This is a genomic window from Halosimplex amylolyticum (assembly GCF_051414035.1).
Lineage (GTDB): Archaea > Halobacteriota > Halobacteria > Halobacteriales > Haloarculaceae > Halosimplex > Halosimplex amylolyticum.
Window position 1 is genome coordinate 156,239 of sequence record NZ_JBLKNW010000001.1, and the last position, 25,117, is coordinate 181,355.

A 25,117-nucleotide genomic window follows, 5' to 3' on the forward strand; every position below is an offset into this window, starting at 1 on the left:
GGGCCTGGATCGGCAACAGATCCTGTCGCTGATCCTCGTCTTCCTGATGATCGGTTCCTCGGTCGTCTACGTCCTCGCGTACGCGTTCGGATAGCGTCGGACCGAACGGTACCGATTCCCGGCGCGTCGTCCAGCACCCGCGCGCCGTCCGGTCACTCCGCGTCGCCGTCGGTACCGTCCGGTGAGTCACGCTCGGGGTCGAACCGCGCGACCCACTCGTCGAGGGTCTCCAGGCGGTGGATCGCTCGGTCGGGGTCGCCGACGTTGTGGTGTTCGTCGGGGTAAACGACGAGTTTCGACTCGACGCCGCGCTTCCTGAGCGAGCGATAGAGCTGTTCGGACTGGGTGGGCGGACACCGCCAGTCGTTCTCGCCGGCGGTCAGCAACAGCGGCGTGTCGATATCGTCGACGTCGGTGATCGAGGACGCGGCGTCGTACGCCTCGGGGTTCTCCCACGGGAGGCCGAAGTCGAGTTCGGACCACTTGTGGGCGTCGTCGGTACCGAACGACGAACGCAGGTCGTAGATACCGTGTTCGGCCAGCCCCGCGCGGAAGCGGTCCGTCCGCGTCAGGACGTAGGCGGTGTTGACCCCGCCCTGGGAGAATCCGCCGACGAACAGCCGGTCGGGGTCGGCCCAGCCGCGCTGGACCAGGTCCTCGGTCCCGGCGAGGAGGTCCTCGACTTCGAGCGTGTTCCACGCGCCCTTCAGCGCCTCGCAGAAGTCGCGCCCGTAGGAGGTCGACCCCCGATAGTTGATTGTATCGACGACGTAGCCACGGGTCGTCCAGAACGCGGCCTGGAAGTCGAAGCTCGGCTCGTCGTAGGCCATCGGCCCGCCGTGGATCCACAGCAGCGTCGGCCGCGGGTCGGGGTCCTCGGGGTCGAAGTCCGGCGGGTAGTACGTGATCCCTTCGACCTCGGTGCCGTCGTCGCTCTCGAAGGTTCTCCGGACGGTCTCCGGGAACTCGTAGGCGTCGAGGAGGTCGTCGTTGAGCGCGCTCAACCGCCGACGCGGGTCTGGTTCGTCCGGGCCAGCGTCGAGGTCGGCGCGGTCCATCGCGTGGGCGTCGATCCCCTCCGCGGGGTCGCTGCGCATCATCGCGACCGTCTCGTTCGCGGCGTCGAACTGCCGGAGCGTCTCGTCGCGGGGCTGGCGCTCGAAGACGCGCTCGTGGCCCCCCTCGGCGTCCAGCCGGACGAACCGCGACCATCCCCCGTCACCGATGGTCGCGATCAGGGTCTCGCCGTCGAGCCAGACCGGCATCCCGAACCAGCCGATCGTCCTGTCGAGTCCGTCCGTGATGGATTCGTATTCCCCCGCGTCCGGGTCGGCGACGAACACGTCGAAGGGGAGATAGAGGTTGTCCGGCACGCGACCGGCGAAGGCCAGTCGAGCGCCGTCGGGACTCCAGACTGGTGTGGACGCGCGGTACTCGCCGTCGGTGAGTCGCTCCGTCTCACCGGTGCCCGCGTCGACGACGAAGACGTCCTGGACGTACGTGTCGTCGCCGTCCTCGCCGTCGTAGGACGTGTACGCGATCCGGTCGTCTTCGGGGTGCCAGGCCGGTTGCATGCCGGTTCCCTCGCCGCCGATCCCGCCGGCGCAGGCGTCGTCGAGACGCCGTTCCTCCCGGGTCTCGACGTCGACCACGAACAGGTAGGTCGTCACGGTGTCGAGCCACCCCTTGCCGTCGTACTTGTGCTGGAGGCGCTCGGTCTCGATGGGGCCGTCGTCGCGGCGCTGGTCGAGGTACTCCCGTTCCTCGTCGGTCGGGTCGCGGGCCGACACGGCGATGCGCTCGCCCTCCGGCCCCCAGTCGAAGTCGCTGACGCCCTCCTCGCGGTCGGTCACCTGCCGGGCGTCGCCGCCCAGTTCGAGGTCGTACACCCAGACCTGCGGCTTCGGCTCGTCGTCGCCGTTCCCGTTCTCTTCCTCGGAATCGGTCTCGGATTCACCGTCCTCGTCGACGTTCTCGCCGTTTTCACCATCCTCGCCGTTTTCGCCGTCCTCGTCGTCCTCGTTCACCGCCTCGTCGTCGTCACGGCCGACGCGCAGGTCCAGGTCGTCGCCGCGGACCATCACGACGCCGAGTTTCGAGCCGTCGGGCGACCACTCGACGTTCCAGGCGCCGGAGGCGCGAGTCAATCGGTGCGGGTCGCGGCTCCCGTCCGCGGGCACGACGAACACGGACTGGTGATTCTCGTCCGCGTCGGGGTCGGCCTCGCTCGCGGCGAAGGCGACCCGCTCGCCGTCGGGCGAGACGGCGACCTCCCCAGGCCAAGTCCGGTCGTATATCGCGTCGGCGGGCAGTTCGTCCATGCCCGCCCGTCGGCTCGCCGTCACTTATCCGTTCGGTCGGCGTGCCGGTCGATCCCACGGACTGAACGGCGGTCGCGGACCGGGCGGTCGCTCGGTCTCAGACCGACGAGAACGTCCAGCGCTGGTGTGCGTCGCCGGTCCAGGACTGCTGTTCGACGTTCGCACCGTCGGAGGTGGAGGCGTCGGCGACGCCGACGGCCATCCCGCTGTGGACGGGTCGGACCCGGTACTCGCCGCCGCCCTGATCGACCAGTTCGAACCGCTGGTTGTCGCCGCCGGTGTCGCTCCACTGCTGGACGTTGGCGCCGTCGCCGGTCCCCCAGCCGGCGACTTCCAGGACCTTCCCGCTGTGGACCGCTTCGAAGGTGTAGGTCCCGTCGCCGTTCCCCGTGACGTTCCACTGCTGGTTCTCGGCGCCCCCGTACGGCCACTGGAGCACGTTCCCGCCGTCACCGGTGTCGCCCCCGGACACGTCCATCGCCTGGCCGCTGTTGACGTTGGCGACCTGGTAGGTGCCGTCGGCGAGGCCGCCGGAGTCGCCGCCGCTTCCGTCGTCGCCGCCGCTCCCGCCGCCACCGCCACTGCCGCCGTTGACGGTCTCGTCGAGCCACGTCTTGACGTAGCCGCCGGCCTGTTCGTCGCCGTCTTTCAGCGTCCAGGGCTCGTTCGCGCCGGCGTCGGGCGAGCTGAAGAACGTCGGCGCCCACGAGTCGTCGAAGCACCAGGCCGCCCAGCCCATGTTCTCGTAGCCTTCCACCCAGTTCCGGAAGGGCTCGCCCCACCCGGAGGTGGTCCCCTGGTCGACGTTGGCGTCGCCGTCGGGGTCCCAGCCGAACTCGGTGATGAAGATCGGGACCTCGCTGGCGGGCGCGCCGTAGGTCCCGTCGAAGTCCGACGGCTGGCCGTTCGACGGGTAGATGTGGCCCGAGTAGATGAGGTCGTTCCCGCTGAAGGGGTCGTCCGGCGCCGCGTCGGGCACGGAGGTCCACCGCGGCGACCCGATGACGATGGGCGTGTCGGGCGCGAGCTCCCGGACGCGGTCGACCCACGGCTGGGCGACGCCCTTCCAGGTGCTCCAGGCCTGCTGGTCGTCGTCCCAGTAGGCCGGCTCGGTCGGCTCGTTGAACAGTTCGAAGAGGACGTGCGAGTCGTCGGCGAACTCCGGGGCGGCCGCGTTCCAGAAGTTCCGCACGACCTCGTCGGGGTACGTGTCGTAGCTCGTGCTCGACTCGTCGGTCGCCTGCTCCGTGTACGGCCGCACGAGGTGGAGGTCGACCATGGCGTAGATGCCGCGGTCGGCGCAGAGGTCGACGATCGGCCGGACGTGGTTCTGGACGTAGTTCGCCGCGCCGTAGTTCGTGATCGAGTCCTGCGTACACGGGATCCGCAGCAGGTTCGGGTGCCACCCCCGGTCGGCGTCGGTCGCCCACTTCGCCACCTCCATCGCCGACTTCGGATGGGAGCGCTCGTAGAACCCGGCGTCCGCCATCGCGATGCCCCGGAGTTTGACGTCGTTGCCGTCGGCGTCTCTGATCCACTTCCCCTCCGTGTGCAGCCGCGAGGGCGCCGCTGTGACCGTCCCACTGAGCCCTCCGAGCGCCACTCCCCCGACGCCGATACCGGCCGCCCGGAGCACCGCACGCCGCGTGGTCGTCCGCCGCTGTTCGTCGTCGCACGTACTTTGCATGGAATTCTCAGTCATGCGGAACTCGCTTCCGAGTAATAGTATAAATAAATAATGTCAAACCAGAATAATGGTGAAGAATTACAGAACGACTGACCGTTCGTTCCGGCGCGGGAGCGAGCCACGCGGAACTCCGTTGTATGCACCACCGAGGAGATCGGTCCGAAGACCCTCGTAGACGGGCTCAGGAATGCGCACGCGGTCCCGATTCGGCCGGCATACGGGCCCGAACCGCGGCGCCCGCCGGCCGGGACAGAATCGTCGCGACGGGGGTGGCAGTCAGGCGGCCTCGGCGCTGCTGGCCCGGCCGAGGAGGGAGACGGCGAGGGCGCCCATGGCCAGGTTCAGCGCGACCAGCACGCCGACGGCGGGGACGAGCGTGTCGGCGACGCCGCCGAACCGCGTCACCGACACCACCGAGAGTACGTCCTCGCCGAGGACCAGTGCCCGCACCGCGTCGACGCCGTAGGTCACTGGGTTGAACGTCGCGACGAACTCGACGTCCGCGGACAGCGGGACGAACGCCGGCGAGAGGAAGAGCATCGAGAACATGAACAGCATCGAGGCGGCGTTGACCACCTCGTCGTCCCGCGTGACGAGCCCGACGACGTTCGAGACGGCCATGAACAGCAGCCCCACCAGTAGACAGACCGCGAGGACGCCGGCCAGCCCGGCGACGCCGGTCTCGATCCGGGCGCCCATCGCGACCGCGAGCGCGACGACGGCGAGCAACTGGACGACGATGCACGCGAGTTCGGAGACCGCCTTGCCCGCGAACACTGCCGTCCACGACATCGGCGTGACGACTGTCTTCTCGAACATGCCGCTCTCTAGATCGCCGACCAGTCCCATCCCGGAGGTGAACGCCGACCCCATCGTCGCCTGCAGCAGGACCGCGGGCAGGAGGTAGGTCACGTAGTCGACGTCGGTGAAGCCGGCGCGTTCGAGCGCGACCGCGCCCACGTCCCCGAAGACCGCCGAGAACAGCACCAGCGAGAAGGTCGCGACGACGATCTCCAGCACGAACGCGGTCGGATTGCGGATCGCCTTCCGCGTCCACCGCTCGGCGTTGACACGCACGTCACCGAGAAACGAGTTCCCCGGCTCGGCGGTCGCCGTCGACCCGGCGGGCGAGCTCACGCGTCCACCTCCGACGGCGCCGGTCCCGTCCGAGTAGGTGAGTTCCAGGTCCTCGACGTCGATCGATTGGGCTTTGCTGGGTGGTGGTGGTGTCTCGGTGCCGTCTGGCTGCCGGCGTCGCGCTCCGTCTCGTGGCATCTACTCGGTGGGTGGCCCGCCCACCCGGAGGGCGTTCTGCACGGCATAGAGTCGGGTTTTATAACGACCAGGAGTGACGTGACCTGCTATGAAACACGTTCGCGTCACCGCGAGCGTCGACCCGGAGCGGTCGCCACCGCTGTTCGACCGCCTGGCGAACTCGTCGGCTATCGACCGCGCCCGCGTGCTCGACTGGAATCTCACCAGCGAGGACGCGATGATCCTGATCGCCCTCGACGGCGACCCGGCGCCCGTGGTCGATCCAGCGTCCGAGTTTCGAGGCGTCGACCGCCTGGACGTCTCAGGCGGGGACGGCGAGGCGGCGGCTCGCGTCTTGCTGCACGTCCAGCGGTCGGCGGTCCCGATATTCAGTTGCCTCGCCAGCGCGCTCGAGGCCGGTGGCCTGATCGTTCGGACGCCGGTCGTGTTCCAGCACGGCGAGGTTCACGCCAGAATCGTCGGCGACCCGGGCCCGCTACAGGACGCCTTCGAGCAAGAGCGCGGCGACATCGACGTCCGCATCGACGAGATCTCCTCGACCCCGGCAGTGGGCGGGGAGTCGGCGAACGGACTGAGCGAGCGCCAGCGGGAAGCGGTCCTCGCGGCGAAGCGACTGGGCTACTACGAGAAACCCCGGGATGCGACCCACGAGGACGTGGCGGCCGAACTGCGCTGTTCGCCCCAGACTGCGGGTGACCATCTCCGAAAGGCCGAGGCGAAACTCGTCGAGTCCGCCCTCGACGAAGTCGATTCCGGCGTCTGAGCGGGCGCGCCCTCGATACCGTGTTCACGGACCAAGGGCCACGGATCAGGGACCACGCACTTCGGACCGCGGTTGCCCGGCGGTCAGTCGTCGCCGGGGACCGCCGGCTCACCCGCCGCGACGGGCCTGTCGGCACCGTACCGCGTCCAGAGTGCGAGCAGGCTCGGGAGGACGACGACGCTCGCGAGGAATGCGTAGCTGATCCCGAGCGCGAGGACCAGGCCGAACTGGCGCAGGGCGGGCAGGAGCGAGAACCCCAGCACTCCGAACCCGGCGGCGGTCGTGATGGCGCTGGACAGCAGCGCGCCGCCGGTGCCGGTCACCGTCCGCTCCAGCGCGACGCCGGGGTCGTCGCTCGCGGCCAGTTCGTCCGCGAACCGTTCGGTGACGTGGATTGCGTAGTCGACGCCCAGTCCCAGGGAGATGCTCCCGACGAGCGCCGTGATCAGGTTCAACGAGAGGTCGAGGGCCGCCATCGTCCCGATGAGCCAAGCGACCGTCACCGCCACTGGCGCGAGCGTGACCGCACCAAGCGACGCGCTTCCTTCGAAGGCACGGAAGACGACGGCGAGTAGGCACAGCAGCGCGACCAGCGTGACGGCCATACTCTCGACGATGGTGGTCGCCAGTCGCGAGTCGAGGTCGTCCGTGACGACGGGCGCGCCGGTGGCCGTCGCGGTCAGGCCGCCGCCCTCGAGGTCGTCGGCGACCGCACGCAATTGCTCCGCGACGGCGGCGTTCGGAGCAGTGCCCTCGACGGCGACGCGCAAGCGGAGCGCGACGTACTCGCCGTCGACGCGGTGGACGGAGCGACTCGCCAGGTCCGGTGCCGCGGCGTAGAGGCCATCGTAGATGGCCACGAGGTTCCGGTCCGGCACGCCGTCACCGTCGGTGTCGGCGGCGGCGACCGTCGCGTTGAACGTCTCGTTGCGCGTGGCGACTCGCTGGATGGCCGAGACCGGGGAACTGACGGCCGGGTCGCCGGTCGGTCGCTCGAACGTCACGTCGGCAGATCCGGCGTCGGCCGCCGCGGCGTCCACCCGTTCGAGGGCGTCCGGCCGCGTCACGTTCCCCCTGACGAGGACAGCCGCTTGCGTGTCGGGCGCCTGGAAGCGGGCGAAGATGGCTTCGCGGTTGTCGTCGAGGAAGTACTCGCCTGGCCGAATCGCCTCTGGCAGGTCGTCGGTCCACCCCGGCGGGTCGTCGGCCATGAACGACTCGTCCGAGGAGGAGACGTCCACGCCGAGCGCGGCGTACCCGGCCGCCGCGCTGGCGACCAGCGCGACCACGAGGACGGCGAGCGGCGCGCGCCGGGCGAGCGTCGCCCCACCGCTCAGGAGGCGGCCGAACCGACCGCCGGTCCCGAACGGAGCGCGCGCCCGGTCGAAGCCCCGCGCTGCGAGGGCGGCGTCCAGTTCCGTCTTCAGCGCCGGGACGAACAGCCCGAAGACGACCAGCGTCGCCCCGACGCCGACGGCGGTGACCACGCCGAACAGCCGCAGGTCCGGCATCGAACTCGTGAGGTTCGCGAGGAAGCCGACCGCGGTCGTCGCCGTCACGAGCACCAGCGCGGTCCCGACACCGCCCAGGGAACGCGCCATCGCCGTCCGAACGGACTCTCCGTCCCGCGTTCGTCGCTCTCGGTATCGCATCACGACGTGGAGCGCGTAGTCGACCGAGAGGCCGATCAACAGCAGCGGGACGGCGATCATCATCTGGTTGAACTCGATCCCGGCCCAGCCCATGGCGCCGAAGGTCCACACCAGCACGAGCACCACCCCCACGAGTCCGAGCGCCACGTCCAGCGGGTCGCGGTAGGCGACCGACAGGGCCGCGAGCACGAACAGCATGGCCAGCGGCCCCAGGATCGCCAGGCTGTCGCCGATGGCGGCGTTCTGCTGCTCAGAGAAGTACCCCTCGCCGAACGCGCGATAACGCTCCGGTCCGGACTGGGCCGTCGCGATGTCGCGGGCCGCGAAGTGGCCCGCGACCACTGGCTCCGAGATCATCGGCGGCGCCCGGACCAGTTGTTCGGTCCTGAACGTCACGACGATCAGGCGCGCGTCGGCCGTCGTCGCACCGGGGTCGTAGCCGCGAGGGAGCAGTCGGCGTGCGGCCCGACCGCTCCCGTCGCCGTCCGCCGCCAGGACGCGGCCGACGGTCGATTCGACCGCGCTCGCGTTCATCGACTCCAGTTGCGCGACCTGCTCGTCCAGGGTCGGCGGGGCGGCACTCCGCTCGGATCGGCCGTCGGAGCCCCCACTCCCACGCCGGTTACGGGGCTGTTCGGCGGCGATAGCCGCGCGGGCGACGGCGTTCGCGACCCCGACGGTCGAGCGGTTCTCGACGAGCGTCCGGTTCACCGTCTCGTTCGCTCGCAGTCGTTGCTGGAAGCGCAGCGAGCGCAACAGCGAGGCCCGCGAGAGGACGTTCCCGTCGGGATTCTCGACTGCGAACAGCGCTGCCGTCGTGTTCCCGTCGCGGGCCGAGAAGTTCTCGCGGACGTAGTCGTCGGCCGCGGCGGTCTCGGACTCCGACGCGACGGCGTCCAGCGACGCCGACTGCTCGACCATCCCCGCGCCCGACCCGACGGCCAACGTCGCGACGAGCAACAGTGCGACGACGAGCCGGCTTCGCCGAGTGACGAGCCCGGCCACGCGTTCGACGAGCGACATCAGCGAGGCCCTCCGCTGGCTGGATCGCTGTCGCCGCCAGCCTCCTTCGATCGGCGTCTCGATACGACCAGGGTTCGTCCGTCTCTCATCGTACTCCGTTCGAGCGGTGCCCACCGGGTCCGCTTTCTGGGCGGTATAGTCGAGGGGTTTATACCGAGACGGGCTGGTGCCGCCGAGAGCGAGCGGGTTTATGTGCCCGGTGGCTGGACTGACAGACGATGAAACGAGTGCGAGCCACGGCGCGCGTCGACCCCGCCGACGCGCCGACGTTCTTCAACCTGCTCGCTCACGACGACGCGGTCGAGGAGGCGCGGGTGCTCGAGGTGAACACGACCGCGGAGGGCGTCGAGACGCTGCTCATCGCCATCGACGGCGACCACTCGACGTTCGCGGCCCGGGCGACGGAGACGCCCGGGGTCGAATCGGTCGATGTGTCGGTGGTCGCCGAGGAGCGGGCCTACGCCATGCTGGTGATGCGGTCGCCGGAGACGCCGTTGTTCGACCGGATCCACGAGATCGGCAACGACGTCGGGATGGTCGTCCGGACGCCCTTCGTCTACCGCGACGGCGCGATGTACGGGAGGGCCGTCGGCGACCCCGAGCCACTCCAGCGCGCACTTGAGAACATGCCCGAGGAGATCGACGTCCGGGTCGACGAAATCGGAACCTTCGACGGCGGCCTCGACGACCCCACCACGCGCCTGAGCGAGCGCCAGCGCGAGGCGGTGGTGGCAGCGAACGAACTGGGCTACTACGACACGCCTCGCGGGGCCACCCACGGAGACGTGGCGGCCGAGTTGGGATGTTCGGCCCAGACCGCCGGCGACCATCTCCGGAAAGCCGAGTCGAAACTCTTCGACGCCGCGCTCGACGCAATCGATCGGTCGGTGTGAGCGTTTCGTGCGGCCGCCCGACTTAAGCGGGCCACACAATTCTCGCAGCAGACCCAGGTCGGGGCCGCCGCTACGACGCGGTGATGGCAGACGACACGACGCGACCGGGGTTCGCCCCCACTGGTTCGCTCCGGTCCTGGCTCGTCCTCGCGGTGCTGGTTGGCTCGCTGGTCGGCGTTCCGGTGGTGGTCCTGGCCGAGACCGAGTTCGGACTGTTGACCGGTGCGGGCGCGTTCGCCGCGTTCGGACTCTCACGCCAGACCGTCCTCGGAGCGGTCGCGCTGCTCCCCGGGTTCGCCCTCGGCGGCCTGTCGCTCGTGGTCATGACTGGCTGGGAGTGAGGGCGATAGCTCTTTCCCGGCCCGGCGCACATCGGCCTGCGTGAAACGCGTCCGGATCACGCTGGACCCCGACGAGGCAGCCCAGCCGCCGGTCTACGAGCGACTGACCCGGGACAACGCCCTGGAGTCGGTCCGCATCGTCAACTGGAACGTCGCGACCCCGCCGGCGACCTTCCTGCTGCGGCTGACGGGCGACTACGAGTCCTTCGGCGCGACACTCGCGGGCGATGAGACCGTCCTCGACTTCGAACTGTTCCCCGTCGGTGAGGTGGCCTGTCACTGTTACCTCGTTGGAGAGGTCGGGCCGGCCGCACGGGCGCTCTTCGAGAACTTCACCCGCGGGAGTCTGCTGACGGTTCCACCGATCGAGTGCCACGACGACGGCAGTAGTACGTTCACGATCGTCGGGACCGCCGCGGACGTGCAGGCTGCCGTCGACGGCCTTCCTCCGGGGAGTTCGGTGACCGTCGAGCGCGTCGGCGGGACGCGCGTCACGCCCGACGACGCCCTCGGCCGGCTGTCGGCCCGGCAGCGTGAGGCGCTCGCGACCGCCGCCGCCCTCGGCTACTACGACACCGAGCGGTCGGCGACCTGTGAGACCGTCGCCGCGGAGATGGGTTGTGCCACCCCGACCGCCGCCGAGCACCTCCGGAAAGCCGAAGCGACGCTCGTCCGTGTTGCGCTCGACGACGTGAGCGACTGAGTTGGATTTAGCATTGAATTGCGTGTGTTAGTCGGGTTCTCGGTGTCACGAGGTCGGTTGCGCTGCGTTGCTTCCAGAGCAGGGGACGGCAAAGGTCGACCGTCCTCGACTTGCTTACGATGAGTTCGTTTTACAGCTGACCAGAACGACCAACGAAAGCCCTCGACCCGCTCGCTCACGGCTCACTCCGCTCGCCGAAAAACTCGCTTCGCTCGACTTTCGAGCCTGCGCTCGTTTCACTCGCGCAGACGCCGTTCGGGGTTCGAGGCCTCCTTGCGGTCGGCCTCGCTCTCGCGCTCTCTGACCGGGATATCCGCGCTCGAACAACCGCACTGCACTCGCGCTGATAGTGCCCGCTCAGACGACTGAACTGAACGCGAGCCCGTGTCGCCCGTTCATTCCGCCAGGACAGGTCCGCGACAGCACAGCACCGCAGACGGCCACACACCTCCCCAACCGATTCGCTCACTACGTTCGCTCGTCCCTCGCACGATTTCGTCTCGCGCCCCTCACAAGGTTCGGGCACGCGAGACAGCGCGCGCCACTGCGGTCACTCCCCGTTCCACACGTCCTACTCCGTGTCCCACACGTCTGCGACGGGATTGGACTTGGAGCGAGAGCGGCGGGACCGACGGCGATTGCTACGGGTGCCGTTATCGCCGCCTTCGTCGCTGTCGTCGGATCCTGACCCTGAGCCAGACGCTGACGCCCCGGAATCGGCCCCCGAACTGGATCCGCTACTGGACCCGGCGGCCGACCGGGAACGAGTCGATCCACCGGCCGATGCACTGCCCGATTTGGTCGCAGCGGTGACGTCGAGTTCGGGCAGATCCGGTTCGCTCATCAGGTCGACCTGCTCGGCGAACCAGTCGGGCATGTCCACGCGGGCGCGCTCGAAGAGGTCGAGCAGGGAGGTGTCGGCGAGGTACGTCGCGCCGTAGTCGTCCGGCGCCCGTACCACGCGGCCACACGCTTGGATGACCGTCCGTAGGGCCGTCCGGTAGTACCAGCCCCACTGGTCGTCTTCGAGGCGGGCCGCCACCCTGGAGTCGCGCGTGTTCGGATACGGCGCCTTGCAGAGCAGTTGCCAGCGACAGAGGTCGCCCTCCAGGTCCAGCGCCTCCTCCATCTTCACTGAGAGGAAGACGTCCGGGTCGTCGACCCGTTTCCACGTCGACAGTTGCGCGTCCCGGTCCGCCGAGTCGTGCGCCCGGACGCGGGAGTCGACGCCGAACTCCCGGAGGTGGTCCTGCAACTGGTCCTGGATCGCGTAGGAGTGGCAGTGGACGAGCCCCTTCTCGTCGGGATGAGCCTGCATGATCCGGACGAGCGTCTCGGCGACGCGCGGGATGGTCCGGTCGCGGGCCTCGTAGGTCATCTTCCCCTGGGTCACGTCGTACAGCGACCGGTTCTCGACGGGGAAGGTGTGGGGCACCTCGACGAGCGCGACCCGATCTGCGGAGAGCCCGACGTTGGCGCAGAAGGCGTCCTTGTTGAGGATGGTGGCCGACAGCAACGCGAAGTTGCTCGCGCGGTCCCAGACGGTGTGTTTGAGGTACTTCTCGGGGGCCATCGGCTTGATCGTCACCCGCGAGCCCGCGCCGTCGGGCTGGTCGACGACCCAGGTGGTCGCGCTCTCGGGGTCGCGGTAGTCCTCACAGAACCACGACAGGTCCGACTGGAGCTGGACGAGCTTGTCCCGCTCGGCGGCCTCCTCGGGCGCGAGTTCGGCCTGCTGGCGGACTTCCGTCAGGCGTCGACCGGCCATCGTGTGGAGCTGGTCGGCGTAGCTGACGGCGTCGTCGAGGCCGTCGACGTCGGGGGGTTCGCAGGCGTCCCAGATCGGGACGGTGTCGGGACCGAGGTCGATGGTCGCGTACATCTCGGCCCAGTTGCCCAGCCCGTGGGCCTCGTCGACGACGAGCACGTCGCGCTGACCGAACACGTCCGAGCCGGCGGTCTGCATGAAGTACGCGAGCGTCATCGCGGCGATGCGGTTGTTCGCGGCGATGGCGCGGTCCGAGAAGTAGGGGCAGCGGTGCTGGACCTGGCAGTCGAACATCCGCTCTCGGGCGCAGGGCGCCTGGTCGACGGGGGTGTCCGTCTCGCCGGGGAGGATGCAGTCGTAGTTGTTCTTCCCGCGGATGACCTTGAGGTCGGCCAGCAGGTCGTCGCCGGCCACGTCGTCCAGCTGGGAGACCTGCGGGGTGGTGTAGTAGGCGTCGATGGGTTCGCCGGCCTCGCTCTCGCCGGCGGTCCGGGCACAGCCGGCGATGGCGCGGGCGAGCAGAGACTTGCCGCTGCCGGTCGGCGCGCGCACGAGGACCACGTCGTTGTCGGCCTCGAAGGCGTCGCGGATGTCGGCCAGGGCCTGCTCCTGGGCGCCGCGGTAGGAAGGCGCCGGGAACTCGTCGAAGATCCGACCCGGTTGCACGCACGAAGGCAGGCGGGCGGTCCGCCTAAAACTGCCGGTCGTCGCCGGGCCGCGACCGAGCGAACACGGAGACGGCGACGGCTTCCCTCGACCGGAACCGTTTTTGGCTGCCCGCTGTCACGATTCGGAGATGACATCCCCGCGACGAACCTTCCTGAAACGCGCGACCGGTGCGCTCCTCGCCGGCTCCCTGGCCGGCTGTCTCGACGACGGTAGCGGAACCGAAACCGATCCCACCGGCGGGTCCGGTGATCGGACCGACGCGGCGACCGACAGTCCGACCGCGACGGCCACATCGACCGACGCGCCGACGGCCACCGCGACGGACACCGAGACGCCCACCGACACCCCGACCGCGACCACCGGCGGATCGCTCGGGAACGCCGACTACGCGGCGTGGCTGCCCGCGCCGGACGCGCTCGACCGCGACCACTATACGTTCGCGTCCCTCGCGACCGGGGCGCTCGTCGACCTGAAGGCGAACCTCGGCGACGGCGCGGTCAGCGAGTTCGAACGCGACGCGCGCGTCCCCGGCGTCGGCGAGTTCGCCGACGCGAGCGCCGTCCACGTGGTCGGCGACAGCGCGCTGGTGTTCGAGACCGACGTGGCCACCGACGACGCGGCGGCCGGGTTCGAGGAGCGCGGTCTCGCAGAGGCGGGCGCGCGCCACGACTTCACCCTCTACACCGGGGAGACCGGCGCGGCGGCCGTCCGTGAAGACGCGCTCGTCTCGGCCGTCGGCACGCGGGACGCCGACGCCGCGCGGTCGACGGTCGAGGCCGTCGTGGACGCGGAGGCGGGCGAAGCGGACCGGTACGCGGACGTCTCGTCGGCCTGCGACCTCCTGACCGACGCACTCGGGAGGGGACACCTGCTCCGGGGGCGGACCCACGCGCCCGGCCGGACCTTCGACGGCGTGGTCGGCGACGGCTTGGTCTTCTCGGTCGGATCCGAGGAGACGCGCGTCGCGACGCCGGTCGTCTTCCGCGAGGGACAGGCGAGCGAGGGGCCGGTCGTCGAGTGGGCGAGCGACGCGGATGTCTTCTACGGGCGCAAACCCGGAACGTCGGTCGACGGGCGCGTCGTGACTGCGACGGCGACCGTCCCGAGCGCCGAGATCGAGCGGTTCCACTCGCAACTTCCCGGCGAAGCGAACCGTGCCGTCGATCGGGCCCCGGCGGCGACGTTCGGATACGACTACGAGGAGACGGGCGACGACGTCGGGACCCTCGAAATCACCCACGAGGGCGGCGACTCGATCCCGCGGAGCGAACTCGTCCTCCGCGGGACGGGATTCACCGAGGTCGACGGCGCCGACCAGACGAGCGCCGGGCAGTGGCAAGGAACCGCCAGCGGCGACGACGAGTCTGTCGTCGCCGGCGACCGCGTCGAAGTCGGTGTTGCCAGTGACTACGAGGTCAACGTCGTCTGGGAGAGCGCCGACGGCAACACGGCGTCGACGCTCATGGAAGACGAAGGCCCGGACGCCTAGCGTTGCGGCATCCGATCTATCAGTGCGTGACTGTCGCGGCCGGTCCGGGGTGTCTCCGCGGCGACGAGTCAACTCCGCAACCAATTTGACGGTAACCGGAAAACAGCGGTGCATGCCGGAGACACGCCGGGACGCACTGAAGCGAGGGGGAGCAGTGATCGCCGCCGTATCGTCGCTCGCGGGCTGTCTGGGAGGTGGGGGCGGTACCGCGACCGAACCGCCGAGCGGCGACGGCGGAGACGGCGGCCCGTCGGCCGAGACCGCGACCCCGTCGGGCACGCCGACGCCGACGCCGGTCGGCAGTCGCCCGGAGACGCCCGTCGGCGAGTTGCCGAAGTGGATGCCCGCGCCGAGCGCCATCGACCAGACCGGGTACGCGTTCAGGTCGATAGCGCCGCAGGCGATGCGCGAGTTCGGCGACGCGCTGGGGTCGGGGGCGCTGGACGGGTTCGACCAGTCCTATCCGCTCGCGGCCATCGACACCGTCGGCGACGCGACGGCCATCCACCGCTTCGCCCGTTCGGCCTCGGTCGTCGAGGCCGAGTTCGACCGCACGCCGGTCGAAGACGACCTGCGCGACCTGGGTTTCTCCACCGGCGAAGCGCGCCACGGCTTCCGGATCTTCAGCGCCGAGGACGCGCGGGCGGCCGCCGTCCGGGACAACATGCTCGTCACCGTCGGCAGTTTCTCCAGCCGGGACACCGCCGACAAGACGCCCGTCGTCGAGGCCATCGTCGACGCCCGCACGGGCAACGGCGACCGCTACGTCGACGCCGTCGCCGACTGCGAGCGCCTCGTCGAGACGCTCGGGAGCGCGCACCTCGTCCAGGGCCGCACTCACGAGGCGGGCGAGACGTTCGCCGGCGGCGTCGGCGAGGGGATGGGCTACCACGTCGGGAGCGAGCAGACCCGCGTCCACGCCGGCGTCGTCTTCGCCGAGGGGGAGACCGACCGGCGTCTCGTCGCCGACTGGGCGAGCGAGTCGGACTCGTTCCTCGGCGGGTCGCCCACGGTCGGCGCCGACGGCCGGGTCGTCACGGCGACGGCGCTGGTCGCGACGGGCGACGTGACCGAGTTCCCGGCCGAGTTCCCGGGCCCCGACATCGAGTCGGAGTCGCCAGTCCCGCCCGCGGTCTCGTTCGCGTTCGACTACGCGGAGACGGGCGACGGCGTCGGGACGCTCACGGTCACGCAGGACGGCGGCGAGACCGTCGACAGCGACGCCCTGTTCGTCCGCGGGTCTGGATTCGCCGGCGTCGACGGCGCCGACCAGACGAGCGCCGGCCCCTGGCAGGGGAGCGCGAGCGGCGACGAGGGCGGCGTCGTCGCGGGTGACTCGGTCGCCGTCGGTGTCGAACGCGACTACGAGATCGAGATCGTCTGGGATCCCTCGGACCGCGACGCGTCGGCGACGCTCGCGCGTCACGAAGGTCCCTACGCCTGAGCGACGGGGTCGGCCCGACGCCCCCTCGCGGGCGCTACAGGTCGGCCACGTCGTCGGCGGTGGGCTCGCGGTCGTCGGGCAATCGCTCCATGCAGTCGTAACAGAGGAAGTGCTCGGAGCCGTCGGCGAGTTCGAGCGTCAGGCCGTCGGTCGTGGACTTCTCCAGCGTCCAGATGTTGGCGATGCCGCCGGCGATGCTCACGTCGTCGCCACAGCCGTCGCATGGCTGGGTCGTCATACCCGGCGTAGGACGGGCACCCGGAAAAGCGCCGCGGGCCCGCTCCGAGGCGGCCAGGTTCCGGAGCGCGGCCGGACCACGCCGGCTCTCGGGTGACCCACGCACTTATGCATCGCCAGCGGTAACCCGTTCTATCGCCTCGGAGCCCGTTCAGATGCACACGCTACCAGCGGTTCTCTACGTCGGAAGTGATGCCAGGTCCGTCGCAGACGCGTGGCGCGAGTCGGCGGAGGGCCTCACCGTCGAGAGCGCGACGCCGCCGGTCGACGTCGGCGCGGCGCTCGCCGACCGCCGGTTCGACGCCGTCGTCTGCGACAGCGACGACACCTTCGACGGGCCTGCCGTCGTCGAAGCGGTCCGCGAGCACTCGGCGTCGCTCCCGGTGATCGTGCTCGCCGCCGGCGACTCGTTCCCGCTGGCGACGGCCACCGAGTTCGGCGTCGAGACGTACCTGCAGGTCGACGCCGGCACCGACCGCGTCGCGACGCTCGAACGGCTCCGTCCCGCGATCGAACGGCGCCGGGAGGAGCGCCGCGAGTCGACGATGCTCGACTCGCTGCTGGAGAACGTCCCGCTGTCCATCTACGTCAAGGACCGCCGGAGCCGTCACGTCCGCGTGAGCGACGGGATGCTGGGACTGAACGGCCCGCCCTACCTCGAGAGCCCGGACGGCAAGCGCCACCACGCCCCCGCGGACCTCGTCGGCAAGACGGACTACGATCTCTACCCGCCGACGCTCTCGGAGGGGGCGGTCGCCGACGACCGCCACGTCGTCGAGACCGGCGAGTCGATCGAAGACCGGATCGAACGGGCCTACGGCGACGACCTCGAGGAGACCTACGTGACGACCGCCAAGGCGCCCTGGCGGGACGAACACGGGAACGTCCTCGGCGTCGTCGGCGTGACCCGCGACGTGACCGAGCGCAAGAAGTACGAGAAACAGCTCGAACGCCAGAACGAGCGCCTCGAACGGTTCGCGAGCGCCATCTCGCACGACCTGCGCAACCCGCTGGAGGTCGCGCTCGGCCGCCTGGAGTTCGCCCGCACGGACGGCGACGAGGAGCACTTCGACGCCGTCGAGCGCTCGCTGTACCGCATCGACGGACTCATCGACGACGTGCTGACGCTCGCCCGCGAGGGCGAGGCCGTCAGCGATCCGGAACCGACCGACCTCGCGTCGGTCGCACGGGACGCCTGGAAGGTCGTCGAGACGGCCGACGCCACGCTCGACGTGCGGACCGACGCCACGCTGCTGGCCGACGGCGGGCGCCTCCAGCAACTGCTGGAGAACGTCTTTCGCAATTCGATCGAACACGCCGGCCCGGACGTGACGGTCACCGTCGGCGACCTCGGTGCCCGACAGGGGTTCTACGTCGCCGACGACGGCCCCGGCATCCCCGAGGCGGACCGCGACGACGTCTTCGACTCCGGGTACTCCACCAGCGAGGACGGGACCGGCCTGGGGCTGAGCATCGTCCGGACCATCGCCGAGGCCCACGGCTGGGAGGTCGACGTGGCCGAGAGCGACGCGGGCGGCGTCGCGGACGAGCGCGGCGAGTCAGAGGGGCGAGAGGGCGAGCGAGCCACCGGCGCGCGCTTCGAGTTCGGCGAGGTCGGCGACGGGCCGTCCGACCCCACCGACGCCTGATCGGGGTCGCGCTTTTCCGCGTCCGACGCGAACGGCGCGTATGGAGGTGCACTGCGAGGGGTGTGCCGGCTGCTGTCTCGACTGGCGAGCGCTCGCTCCCGCGGAGTTCGACCACGGCCACGAGCGCCGCGGTCGCTACCGACCGCTCGACGACATCGACAACCTCGTCCCGCTGTCGTGCGACGAGGTGCGCGCGTTCCTCGGGGCCGGCCACGCCGCCGCCCTGGTCGCGCGCCTCTTCCGGATCGACGACGGCCCGAGCGTCTCCGTCGGCGGCGTCGACGTCGCCGCCGTCCGCGGCCGCCCCGCCTTCCTCGTCGGCCTGGCGAAGGTGCCGAAACCGGTCGCCCCCTTCGACTCGGACCCGCACTGGCTCCCGACGTGCGTCTTCCTCGACCCCCAGACCCTCCAGTGTCGCATCCACGGGGCGGAGACCTACCCCGAGACCTGCGCCACGTACCCGGGCGACAACCTCGCGCTCGACGCCGAGACGGAGTGCGAGCGCGTCGAGCGGGCCCACGGCGGCGACCGCCTCGTCGACGACGACCCGCCCGCCGACTCGGAGCCTGCCATCGGCCCGGGGGCGGTCGGGTCGCGCGTGTTCGTCCATCCCGCCCCCGACCGCATCGAGGACGCCGTCGAGCGACTCGCCGCCGGCGACGCCACGCGGGCAGACCACGCCGAGTTCGTGGCCGTCGCCGCCGCTTCCAGCCCCGGGACGCTCGCCGTCAACGACGACCGCTACGAGCGTGCCCGCGAGCGCGCGAGGGGGGCAGACTCCTGGGTCGACGACGCTATCGCCGAGTGGTTCGAGCGCGCCGAGGCCGACGAGTCGCCCGACCCCGAGGCGGCCGCGACGGTCGAGGACGAACGTGGTGCGCCCGGAACGCCCGGCTGGGAGTGACGGTCGCGGCCGTAGGGAGCGATCACCACCCAGCTGAAACGTCGGTCCCGCTCCCGGTCGGCTCGGATCGTTAAGGGGATACAGCCCGTGGAGCGGGTATGCACGTGCTCGTCACGGGAGCGACCGGTTTCGTCGGGGGCCGGCTCGTTCCCGCGCTCCGCGAGGCGGGTCACGAGGTGCGGGCGCTCGTCCGCGATCCGTCGGCGTACGACCCGCAGCCCGGCGTCGAGGTCGTTTCGGGTGACCTGCTGGAACCCGGCACGCTCGCCCCTGCCTTCGAGGGGATCGACGCCGCCTTCTACCTCGTCCACTCGATGCGCGCGGGCGGCGACTTCGAGGAGCGCGACCGGGCGGCCGCCGGCCACTTCGCCGACGCCGCGAGCGCCGCGGGCGTCGACCGCGTGGTCTACCTCGGCGGGCTCGGCGAGGACGCCGACGACCTCTCGCCGCACCTCCGGTCGCGCCGCGAGGTCGAGACCGTCCTCTCGGAGGGTTCGTACGACCTGACGACGCTCCGCGCGGCCGTCATCGTCGGCGACGGGAGCGCGAGCTTCCGGATGGTCCGTCAGCTCGTCTCCCGGCTGCCGGTGATGGTGACGCCGCGCTGGGTGGCGAACGAGTGCCAGCCCATCGCCATCGACGACGTGGTCGCCTACCTCGTGGGCGTCCTCGACGCGCCCGCGACGGCCGGGCAGACCTACGGCATCGGCGGCCCGGACGTGTTGACCTACCGCGAAATGCTCGGTCGGACCGCCGAGGCGATGGGTCGTCGCCGCCCGTTCGTCCTCTCGGTCCCGGTGTTGACGCCGAACCTCTCCTCGTACTGGGTCGGGTTCGTCACCGACGTACCCAGCGACGTCGCGCGGCCGCTCATCCTCGGGCTCAAGAACCCGGTCGTCGTCACCGACGACAGCATCCGCGACCACGTCGCTGTCGACCTGACACCCTTCGACGACGCCGTCGTGAAAGCGCTGGCGCCCGACCCGACCGTCCGGGAGTCGGCGTCGCGAGGGGTCCCGGCCGCCGACGAACGCGGGGGCCGGAGCTGATGGGGCGCCACTGGTCGCTGGAGGGTCCCCGGGGGACGGCCGTCGATGAGTGACTCCGACCCGGGGGACGCGGAGTCACAGAGCGAAAGTGGCGTCTCCGACGATGGCGCGGCCGTCGTCGACGATGTGGGCGAGGGAGAGAACGAGAGCGCCCCACCGGTCCCCGGCCCGGAGTACGGCGAGACGTGGGTGTACGAGAGCATCATCGGCGCGCTCCCGGGCGTCGACATCTCCGAGCGCCTCGCGCTCGCGATCCAGTTCACGCTGTTCGAGGCGGGGGTGCTCGCGCTCGCCGCGGTCTACGGCCTCTGGGACGGGGCGCTGGCGGGGACGGTCGCCGTGTTCGTCGCGACGACCGGCAGCGTCGAGATGCTCCGGATCAGCAAACACGTCCGCCGAGCCGACCCGCCACCGGCCTACAGGCGGCTCCTCTTCGGCTCCAGCATCGAGGTGGTCCTGGGCGTGCTGGCGTTCGTCGCCCTGGTCACCTACCTGTTCGTCCTCGACCCCCGTTCTGCCCGACCGCTCGTGACGGAACTGCTCGGATCGGAGCCACCGCTCGCGGCGACGTACCTGACGCTGCTCGTGCTGTGGGACCTGTGCTACCGCATCGGCACCGGCTGGTGGGCCAGCGTCGCCGCCCTCTGGCGGTCGGCCAGCTATCGCTTCTCGCCGGAGCAGACGCGCTCGCTCGCCCGGGCCGACCTGGAGACCATGGGGTTCGGGTTCCTGCAGTTGCTGCTCGTGCCGTTCCTGCTCGACCACACCCTCCTGCTCGTCGCGGTCGTCGGCCACGTCCTCGCGATCGCGACGGTCACGTCGCTGTCGCTGGTCGTCCTCTACAGGCGCACAGAAACCGAGGCCGCGATTACGAATTTATCTCCTTGAACTGGTCGAGTAGCTCCTCGGTCGATTCGTCGCTCTCGTACTCCACCTTGCCGCGGTACTCCGTCCGTCGGTCGTCGTCGCTCACGTCGACTTCGCTGTTCTTCCGCTCCCGCCGTTCATGCTCCACTTCGTCGTATGCACCCATAGACATTGCGTATCACACCCACACTTGTGAGTTAACACCTATCAATGTAACGGTCAGTGACAATGTCGACGCAGCGGGCCCGAACGTCCCGGAATCGGGGAAATCCCGTCGAGGATCCGACGGCCGGCCGGGCGGGCAGTCCGAACAGTGTATACGACTGGCGGTCCCGTCTCGGGTATGGCCGGACCGGTTCGCTTTCGGCGGTCGACCGAGCGCTGGGACGAGGAACGCGTGCGCCGTCAGCTCCTCACCCCGCTCGACGACCGTTTCGGCGCCCGACTGACGACGCCGAAGATCGACGCCCCCGACGGATACACCGCTCGCCGCCTCGAGATGGACAACGGCGACCTCGCGCTGTTCGCCTGGACCGACAGCGACGCCTTCTGGCTCGGCAACACCGTAACCCCAGAAGTCCTCTGGCGCACGGACAAGGAGACCTTCGACGAGGCGCCCTTCGACATCGCCCGCTGGGCCCAGCGCGAACTCACCTACGACCTCGAACGGCAGGCCCCCTGGCTCGCCGCCTACGAGTACGTCGCGTGGTTCTTCCTCCCCGTCCTCTTCTCGAAGGACGGCCGGGAGACCACCCGCGCATTCTTCGACCGCGACGCCGCTGGCTTCCCCGACGCCACCCGCGAGGACGGGCTCGAATTCTACGAGCGCTTCCTCTCGACCGGCGTCCTCGACGACCACCGCTACACCATGGCCGCCAAGCTCGGCACCAGCGAGCGCAACGAGTTCAACCGCATGCGCGCCACCATGGGCGAGTTCAACGCCGCCAAACTCCTCACTGACGCCGGCATCCCGTTCGTCCCAGAGTCCGAGCGCGACTCCGGGCACGCGCTGGACTTCGCCGTCGAGACCCCCGGCGGCGAGCGCCTCGTCGAAGTCACCCGTCCGATGGCGCCCCGCGACCGCAACACCGGCACCGCCATCGCCGCCCTCCGCCGGACGGTCGACTCCAAGACCCGCGACCAGCTCGCCATCCACGACGAGGCCGTCCTCTTCGTCGACTGCACCTCCTTCCGCGACGACGAGTGGAACCCCATCCGCGCCGAACGCCCCTCGCTCGGCTACGAACCCACCGTCGTCTTCCGCTACCGCCCCGACGGCCACTGCGAAGGCTACCGCCACGGCGACGTTCCCCTCGACCTCGACGACGGCATCGAGTGGGTGTGACTCGCTGGATTTCTGGAAGGCGCGCGCTGTCGAGCGTGCCCGCCTCTTGGCAGGCCGCTCGAACTAGCCGCGCGAGGGATGAGAAGCGCAGCCCGCGAGCATCGCAATCGGTTGGGGAGGCATGTGGATGTCTGCGGTGCTGTGCTGGATGGGTGCTGTTGCGGTTCCTGGTGGACTGAAAGGGCGAGGCGGGCTCGCGTGTAGTTCAGTCGCCTGAGCGACCCCTACCCGAGCGACCGAAGGGAGCGAGGGTATGTCGCTCAGCGACCGCGAGCGCGCCGAGGGCTTTCGATGCACACTGTTGAGTGCAGTCGCTCTGGAAATGCCCTCTTTACCGGCGGGATTTGAACCCGATGCCAGACCTCACTGCGTTCGGTCTGCCGTGGTTCAAATCCCGTACTGTCACTCTTCGATTTCGAGAGAGACGCGGAGATGAAACTCCGCGTCGTGGAAATCAGAGAAGCGCCCGAGGCGGGATTTGAACCACGTCCGAGAACCTGCGCCTGCGGCGCAGAACCTCGGCCTACTTCAAATCCCGGACGGCGCTCCCCGAACTCAGCACGCGGCGCGATGAAACGCGCCGCTCGTCAGTTGAGTTCGGAGAGACGCCCGAGGCGGGATTTGAACCAGAGGCAGACGGTCGGCCTCACTTCGTTCGGCCGCTGCGACTGCCAGGGTTCAAATCCCGGACGGCGTTCCTCAAACTCGATTGCTCGCGACACAGCAAGCTGGTCGCTCGCGGGTTGAGTTCGAGAGAAGCGCCCGAGGCGGGATTTGAACCACGCCCGGAAGTGCTCGCTTCGCTGCGCGCTTCCGGTCTACTTCAAATCCCTTGCCGACCGCTCTCTGATTTCGGGAGAAGCGCGGAGATAAAACTCCGCGCCGTTGAAATCAGAGAAGCGCCCGAGGCGGGATTTGAACCCGCGTCACGACCGTGACAGGGTCGTATGATGGGCCACTACACCACCCGGGCACGCATTCATCGCTTTGCCGGAGTTGGATTTAAGACTTTCCAAACGAGCGCCCTGTGCTACGACGGACCAACCCACTCGACACCCCGTTACCATCTCTGCAACCGAATCGTACCAATGATCCAACCAGATTGTGCCCACTCTGGTACTAAAGTAGTATAAATTAATGACTAACTTATCGACATCTCACAACTGATAACGTCAACGGAACTTACTTGCGTGGCGAAGTCCCTTAACTCAGATAGCGGAGTTACGCCGAAGTCAACTCCGGGGACATCGAAATGAGCACGAGACCGGACGCTAACGGAGAGGACATCGAGATGCCGTCGAACGTACTGTTGCTGGCGCCGTCAGTCAGCGGACAGGAGTCCGACGTCTGCGGCGAGTTACTACACGGGGCGGCCGGTCGCAGTCACGGCCTGTTGATCACCTGTATGGACTCGCCCGCAGAGCGACTGGCGGCCTGGACCGACCACGACCACGGCGCATCCAGTGACGCGACAGTGATCGACGTCGAGACGTCGGCGCGGTCGGCAGCGGCGGCCGAGGCCGAGGCGACCGCACCGACGAACGCGGTGGTCGAGGTCGTCCCCGCGGAGGCGGATCTGGTCGACCTCGGCGAGACAGTGGACCGGCACCTGACGCGGCTGACCGCCGACGGCGAGACGGCGGTCTGCGTCCACTCGGTGAGCGACCTGCTCCAGCGCGCGGACGAGCGGGCGGTGTTCAAGTTCCTCGAAGTGCTGACGAGCAGCGTCGACCGCGCGGACGCCGTCGCACACTACCACATGAATCCGGACGTCCACGACGCCGAGACGGTTCGAACGTTCGAGGTCCTGTTCGACAGCGTCGTCGACCTCCGAACGGCCAGCGTCAGCGGTGAATGACCCTTCAGGAGGAGTGACTCACGAACAGATGAACACCGACGAAACCAGACGAGCGGGAACGACCGAGTCCGAGCGCTCTCGAGGGGAGACGCCGACGGCAGTCGTGCTCGTGGCCGACGGCGACCCCGCCGTCACCGACGAGATCGCGTCCGTGCTCCGGGACAGGTACACCGTGCGTTCGGCCTACGACAGCGCCGACGCGCTGGCGAGTCTCGACCCCGACGTGAGCGTGGCGCTGCTCGACCCGGAGATCCCCGGCCTCTCGGTCCGGCGCGTCATCGAACGCGTTCGCACCGACGCCGCCGACTGCCAGGTCGCCGCGCTCACCGACGAGCCGGTCGACGTCGACTCGACCGCCTTCGACGACTACCTCGTCAAACCGGTCGCCCACGACCTGCTCGAAGACACCGTCGACCGGCTCAGCCGCCGCGCGTCCTACCGGACCACGCTCGAAGCGTACTACCGTGCGGCGAGCGACCGCGCGGACGCCGACGAGAGCGAACGGACCGAACTCGACCGCCGACTGGCCGAACTCGAAGAGCGACTCGACGAAGTCTTCTGCAGCCTCGACAACAACGAGGCCTACGACGCCGCGCTGCGCGAACTCGACGTCGACCCCTGAGCGGTCCCGTCCCCGACCGCCCGTCCCCGGTCGACCGTCGTTGCGGCCTTGCACGAACCCGAGAGCGAGAGCTTTGCATCGCAAGCGCGAGCACTTTGCGGGCAGCGGTCGGAATTATCGTACGGCGCACGGACCGCGCCGGGGTCCGACCAATGAGCTACCTGAAACTCACCGACGAAACCTGGCTCGATCTCACGGTGAACTTCATCCCCATCGGGATCCTCGCCTTCCTCGACGTGATGTTCTGGGTGTACAACCCCTGGGGATGGGACCTGTGGTTCGTCTTCTGGGCTCACGTGCTCACGTTCGTCCCGCTCGTCCTCCTGACGATTCTCACATACGTCAGCGGCCGCGTCATCCAGCGCGACGAACAACGGACGGAATCGGTCACCGACGCCGACGCGGGGGAATCTTGACCGATGGCCGCCGACCGACCGAGGACCACTGACCGATCGATGACCGCCGACCGATCGCGGACCGCCGACCGGGAGTCGGGTCACTCGCGGCCAGCGCGGGGTAACTCAAACTCCGGTTTGAGCGTTCGTCGACTTTTGAGGG

21 protein-coding genes and 1 tRNA gene are annotated in these 25,117 nt (G+C 69.5%); 14 read left to right on the top strand and 8 right to left on the bottom strand.

Translation table 11 applies throughout. From position 1 onward, the window contains the following. Positions 1 to 152: 152 nt before the first annotated feature. The 3 genes from ACMGFE_RS00685 to ACMGFE_RS00695 all read right to left on the bottom strand — a co-directional run bounded on the left by ACMGFE_RS00685 (position 153) and on the right by ACMGFE_RS00695 (position 5,283). Positions 153 to 2,321: a S9 family peptidase gene (locus ACMGFE_RS00685; protein WP_436923018.1), complete on the bottom strand. Its 2,169-nt coding sequence runs from the start codon at positions 2,319 to 2,321 to the stop codon at positions 153 to 155. A gap of 97 nt (positions 2,322 to 2,418) precedes the next feature. Continuing rightward, positions 2,419 to 4,023 carry an RICIN domain-containing protein gene (locus ACMGFE_RS00690; RefSeq protein WP_436923019.1) on the bottom strand — a complete coding sequence of 535 codons (1,605 nt, stop codon included), beginning with the start codon at positions 4,021 to 4,023 and terminating at the stop codon, positions 2,419 to 2,421. Positions 4,024 to 4,284: 261 nt separating this feature from the next. Next, positions 4,285 to 5,283, bottom strand: coding sequence for an ABC transporter permease (locus ACMGFE_RS00695; RefSeq protein WP_436923020.1), 999 nt, complete (start codon positions 5,281 to 5,283; stop codon positions 4,285 to 4,287). An 88-nt stretch (positions 5,284 to 5,371) separates the two neighbouring features. Between ACMGFE_RS00695 and ACMGFE_RS00700 the strand changes: the two genes are divergently transcribed. After that, positions 5,372 to 6,046 (top strand): helix-turn-helix domain-containing protein, encoded by a 675-nt coding sequence (locus tag ACMGFE_RS00700; RefSeq protein ID WP_436923021.1) that lies wholly within the window; start codon positions 5,372 to 5,374, stop codon positions 6,044 to 6,046. A gap of 83 nt (positions 6,047 to 6,129) precedes the next feature. Here the strand turns inward: ACMGFE_RS00700 and ACMGFE_RS00705 are convergent, their stop codons facing one another. Continuing rightward, the gene (locus ACMGFE_RS00705; protein ID WP_436923022.1) at positions 6,130 to 8,721 is read right to left on the bottom strand and encodes an efflux RND transporter permease subunit; all 2,592 of its coding nucleotides are present in this window, start codon (positions 8,719 to 8,721) and stop codon (positions 6,130 to 6,132) included. 218 nt (positions 8,722 to 8,939) lie between these two features. Here ACMGFE_RS00705 and ACMGFE_RS00710 point away from each other — a divergent pair, with 218 nt between their 5' ends. The 3 genes from ACMGFE_RS00710 (at position 8,940) to ACMGFE_RS00720 (ending at position 10,658) form a co-directional block, all read left to right on the top strand. After that, a complete protein-coding gene (locus ACMGFE_RS00710; protein WP_436923024.1) occupies positions 8,940 to 9,614 on the top strand; it encodes a helix-turn-helix domain-containing protein in 675 nt (224 codons plus the stop codon). Between the two features lie 83 nt (positions 9,615 to 9,697). Next, on the top strand, positions 9,698 to 9,955 hold the full coding sequence (locus tag ACMGFE_RS00715; RefSeq protein ID WP_436923025.1) for a hypothetical protein: 258 nt from the start codon (positions 9,698 to 9,700) through the stop codon (positions 9,953 to 9,955). A gap of 40 nt (positions 9,956 to 9,995) precedes the next feature. After that, entirely contained in the window at positions 9,996 to 10,658 is a 663-nt protein-coding gene (locus ACMGFE_RS00720; protein WP_436923026.1) for a helix-turn-helix domain-containing protein, read from the top strand. Positions 10,659 to 11,229: 571 nt separating this feature from the next. Here the strand turns inward: ACMGFE_RS00720 and ACMGFE_RS00725 are convergent. Continuing rightward, complete coding sequence (locus tag ACMGFE_RS00725; protein ID WP_436923027.1) at positions 11,230 to 13,092, bottom strand: helicase C-terminal domain-containing protein; 1,863 nt, start codon at positions 13,090 to 13,092, stop codon at positions 11,230 to 11,232. Positions 13,093 to 13,222: 130 nt separating this feature from the next. Between ACMGFE_RS00725 and ACMGFE_RS00730 the strand changes: the two genes are divergently transcribed. Further along, positions 13,223 to 14,584, top strand: a complete 1,362-nt coding sequence (locus ACMGFE_RS00730) for a hypothetical protein (protein WP_436923028.1) — start codon at positions 13,223 to 13,225, stop codon at positions 14,582 to 14,584. A gap of 112 nt (positions 14,585 to 14,696) precedes the next feature. Beyond that, a complete protein-coding gene (locus ACMGFE_RS00735) occupies positions 14,697 to 16,028 on the top strand; it encodes a hypothetical protein (protein WP_436923029.1) in 1,332 nt (443 codons plus the stop codon). Positions 16,029 to 16,062: 34 nt separating this feature from the next. On the opposite strand, the gene ACMGFE_RS00740 is transcribed toward ACMGFE_RS00735, so the two are convergent. Next, positions 16,063 to 16,266, bottom strand: a complete 204-nt coding sequence (locus ACMGFE_RS00740; protein WP_436923030.1) for a DUF7561 family protein — start codon at positions 16,264 to 16,266, stop codon at positions 16,063 to 16,065. 154 nt (positions 16,267 to 16,420) lie between these two features. Between ACMGFE_RS00740 and ACMGFE_RS00745 the strand changes: the two genes are divergently transcribed. From ACMGFE_RS00745 to ACMGFE_RS00760, 4 genes are all read left to right on the top strand, one after another. Further along, the gene (locus tag ACMGFE_RS00745) at positions 16,421 to 17,914 is read left to right on the top strand and encodes a PAS domain-containing sensor histidine kinase (RefSeq protein ID WP_436923031.1); all 1,494 of its coding nucleotides are present in this window, start codon (positions 16,421 to 16,423) and stop codon (positions 17,912 to 17,914) included. A gap of 40 nt (positions 17,915 to 17,954) precedes the next feature. Further along, on the top strand, positions 17,955 to 18,818 hold the full coding sequence (locus tag ACMGFE_RS00750) for a YkgJ family cysteine cluster protein (RefSeq protein ID WP_436923032.1): 864 nt from the start codon (positions 17,955 to 17,957) through the stop codon (positions 18,816 to 18,818). 98 nt (positions 18,819 to 18,916) lie between these two features. Beyond that, positions 18,917 to 19,867 carry an NAD(P)H-binding protein gene (locus tag ACMGFE_RS00755; protein WP_436923034.1) on the top strand — a complete coding sequence of 317 codons (951 nt, stop codon included), beginning with the start codon at positions 18,917 to 18,919 and terminating at the stop codon, positions 19,865 to 19,867. A 45-nt stretch (positions 19,868 to 19,912) separates the two neighbouring features. Continuing rightward, complete coding sequence (locus ACMGFE_RS00760; protein WP_436923035.1) at positions 19,913 to 20,755, top strand: DUF7530 family protein; 843 nt, start codon at positions 19,913 to 19,915, stop codon at positions 20,753 to 20,755. Here the strand turns inward: ACMGFE_RS00760 and ACMGFE_RS00765 are convergent. Continuing rightward, positions 20,736 to 20,906, bottom strand: a complete 171-nt coding sequence (locus ACMGFE_RS00765; protein ID WP_436923036.1) for a DUF5786 family protein — start codon at positions 20,904 to 20,906, stop codon at positions 20,736 to 20,738. The genes ACMGFE_RS00760 and ACMGFE_RS00765 overlap by 20 nt on opposite strands. Before the next feature lie 171 nt (positions 20,907 to 21,077). Between ACMGFE_RS00765 and ACMGFE_RS00770 the strand changes: the two genes are divergently transcribed. Continuing rightward, complete coding sequence (locus tag ACMGFE_RS00770) at positions 21,078 to 22,079, top strand: DUF5784 family protein (protein WP_436923037.1); 1,002 nt, start codon at positions 21,078 to 21,080, stop codon at positions 22,077 to 22,079. Between the two features lie 900 nt (positions 22,080 to 22,979). On the opposite strand, the gene ACMGFE_RS00775 is transcribed toward ACMGFE_RS00770, so the two are convergent. Beyond that, positions 22,980 to 23,052: transfer RNA gene (locus tag ACMGFE_RS00775), tRNA-Asp, on the bottom strand. A 279-nt stretch (positions 23,053 to 23,331) separates the two neighbouring features. On the opposite strand from ACMGFE_RS00775, the gene ACMGFE_RS00780 reads away from it, so the two are divergent. The 3 genes from ACMGFE_RS00780 to ACMGFE_RS00790 all read left to right on the top strand — a co-directional run bounded on the left by ACMGFE_RS00780 (position 23,332) and on the right by ACMGFE_RS00790 (position 24,975). Then, positions 23,332 to 23,937, top strand: coding sequence for a DUF7504 family protein (locus ACMGFE_RS00780; protein ID WP_436923038.1), 606 nt, complete (start codon positions 23,332 to 23,334; stop codon positions 23,935 to 23,937). Between the two features lie 28 nt (positions 23,938 to 23,965). Then, a complete protein-coding gene (locus tag ACMGFE_RS00785) occupies positions 23,966 to 24,559 on the top strand; it encodes a response regulator (RefSeq protein WP_436923039.1) in 594 nt (197 codons plus the stop codon). Positions 24,560 to 24,711: 152 nt separating this feature from the next. After that, positions 24,712 to 24,975, top strand: coding sequence for a DUF6684 family protein (locus ACMGFE_RS00790; RefSeq protein WP_436923040.1), 264 nt, complete (start codon positions 24,712 to 24,714; stop codon positions 24,973 to 24,975). The last annotated feature ends 142 nt before the right edge of the window (positions 24,976 to 25,117 follow it).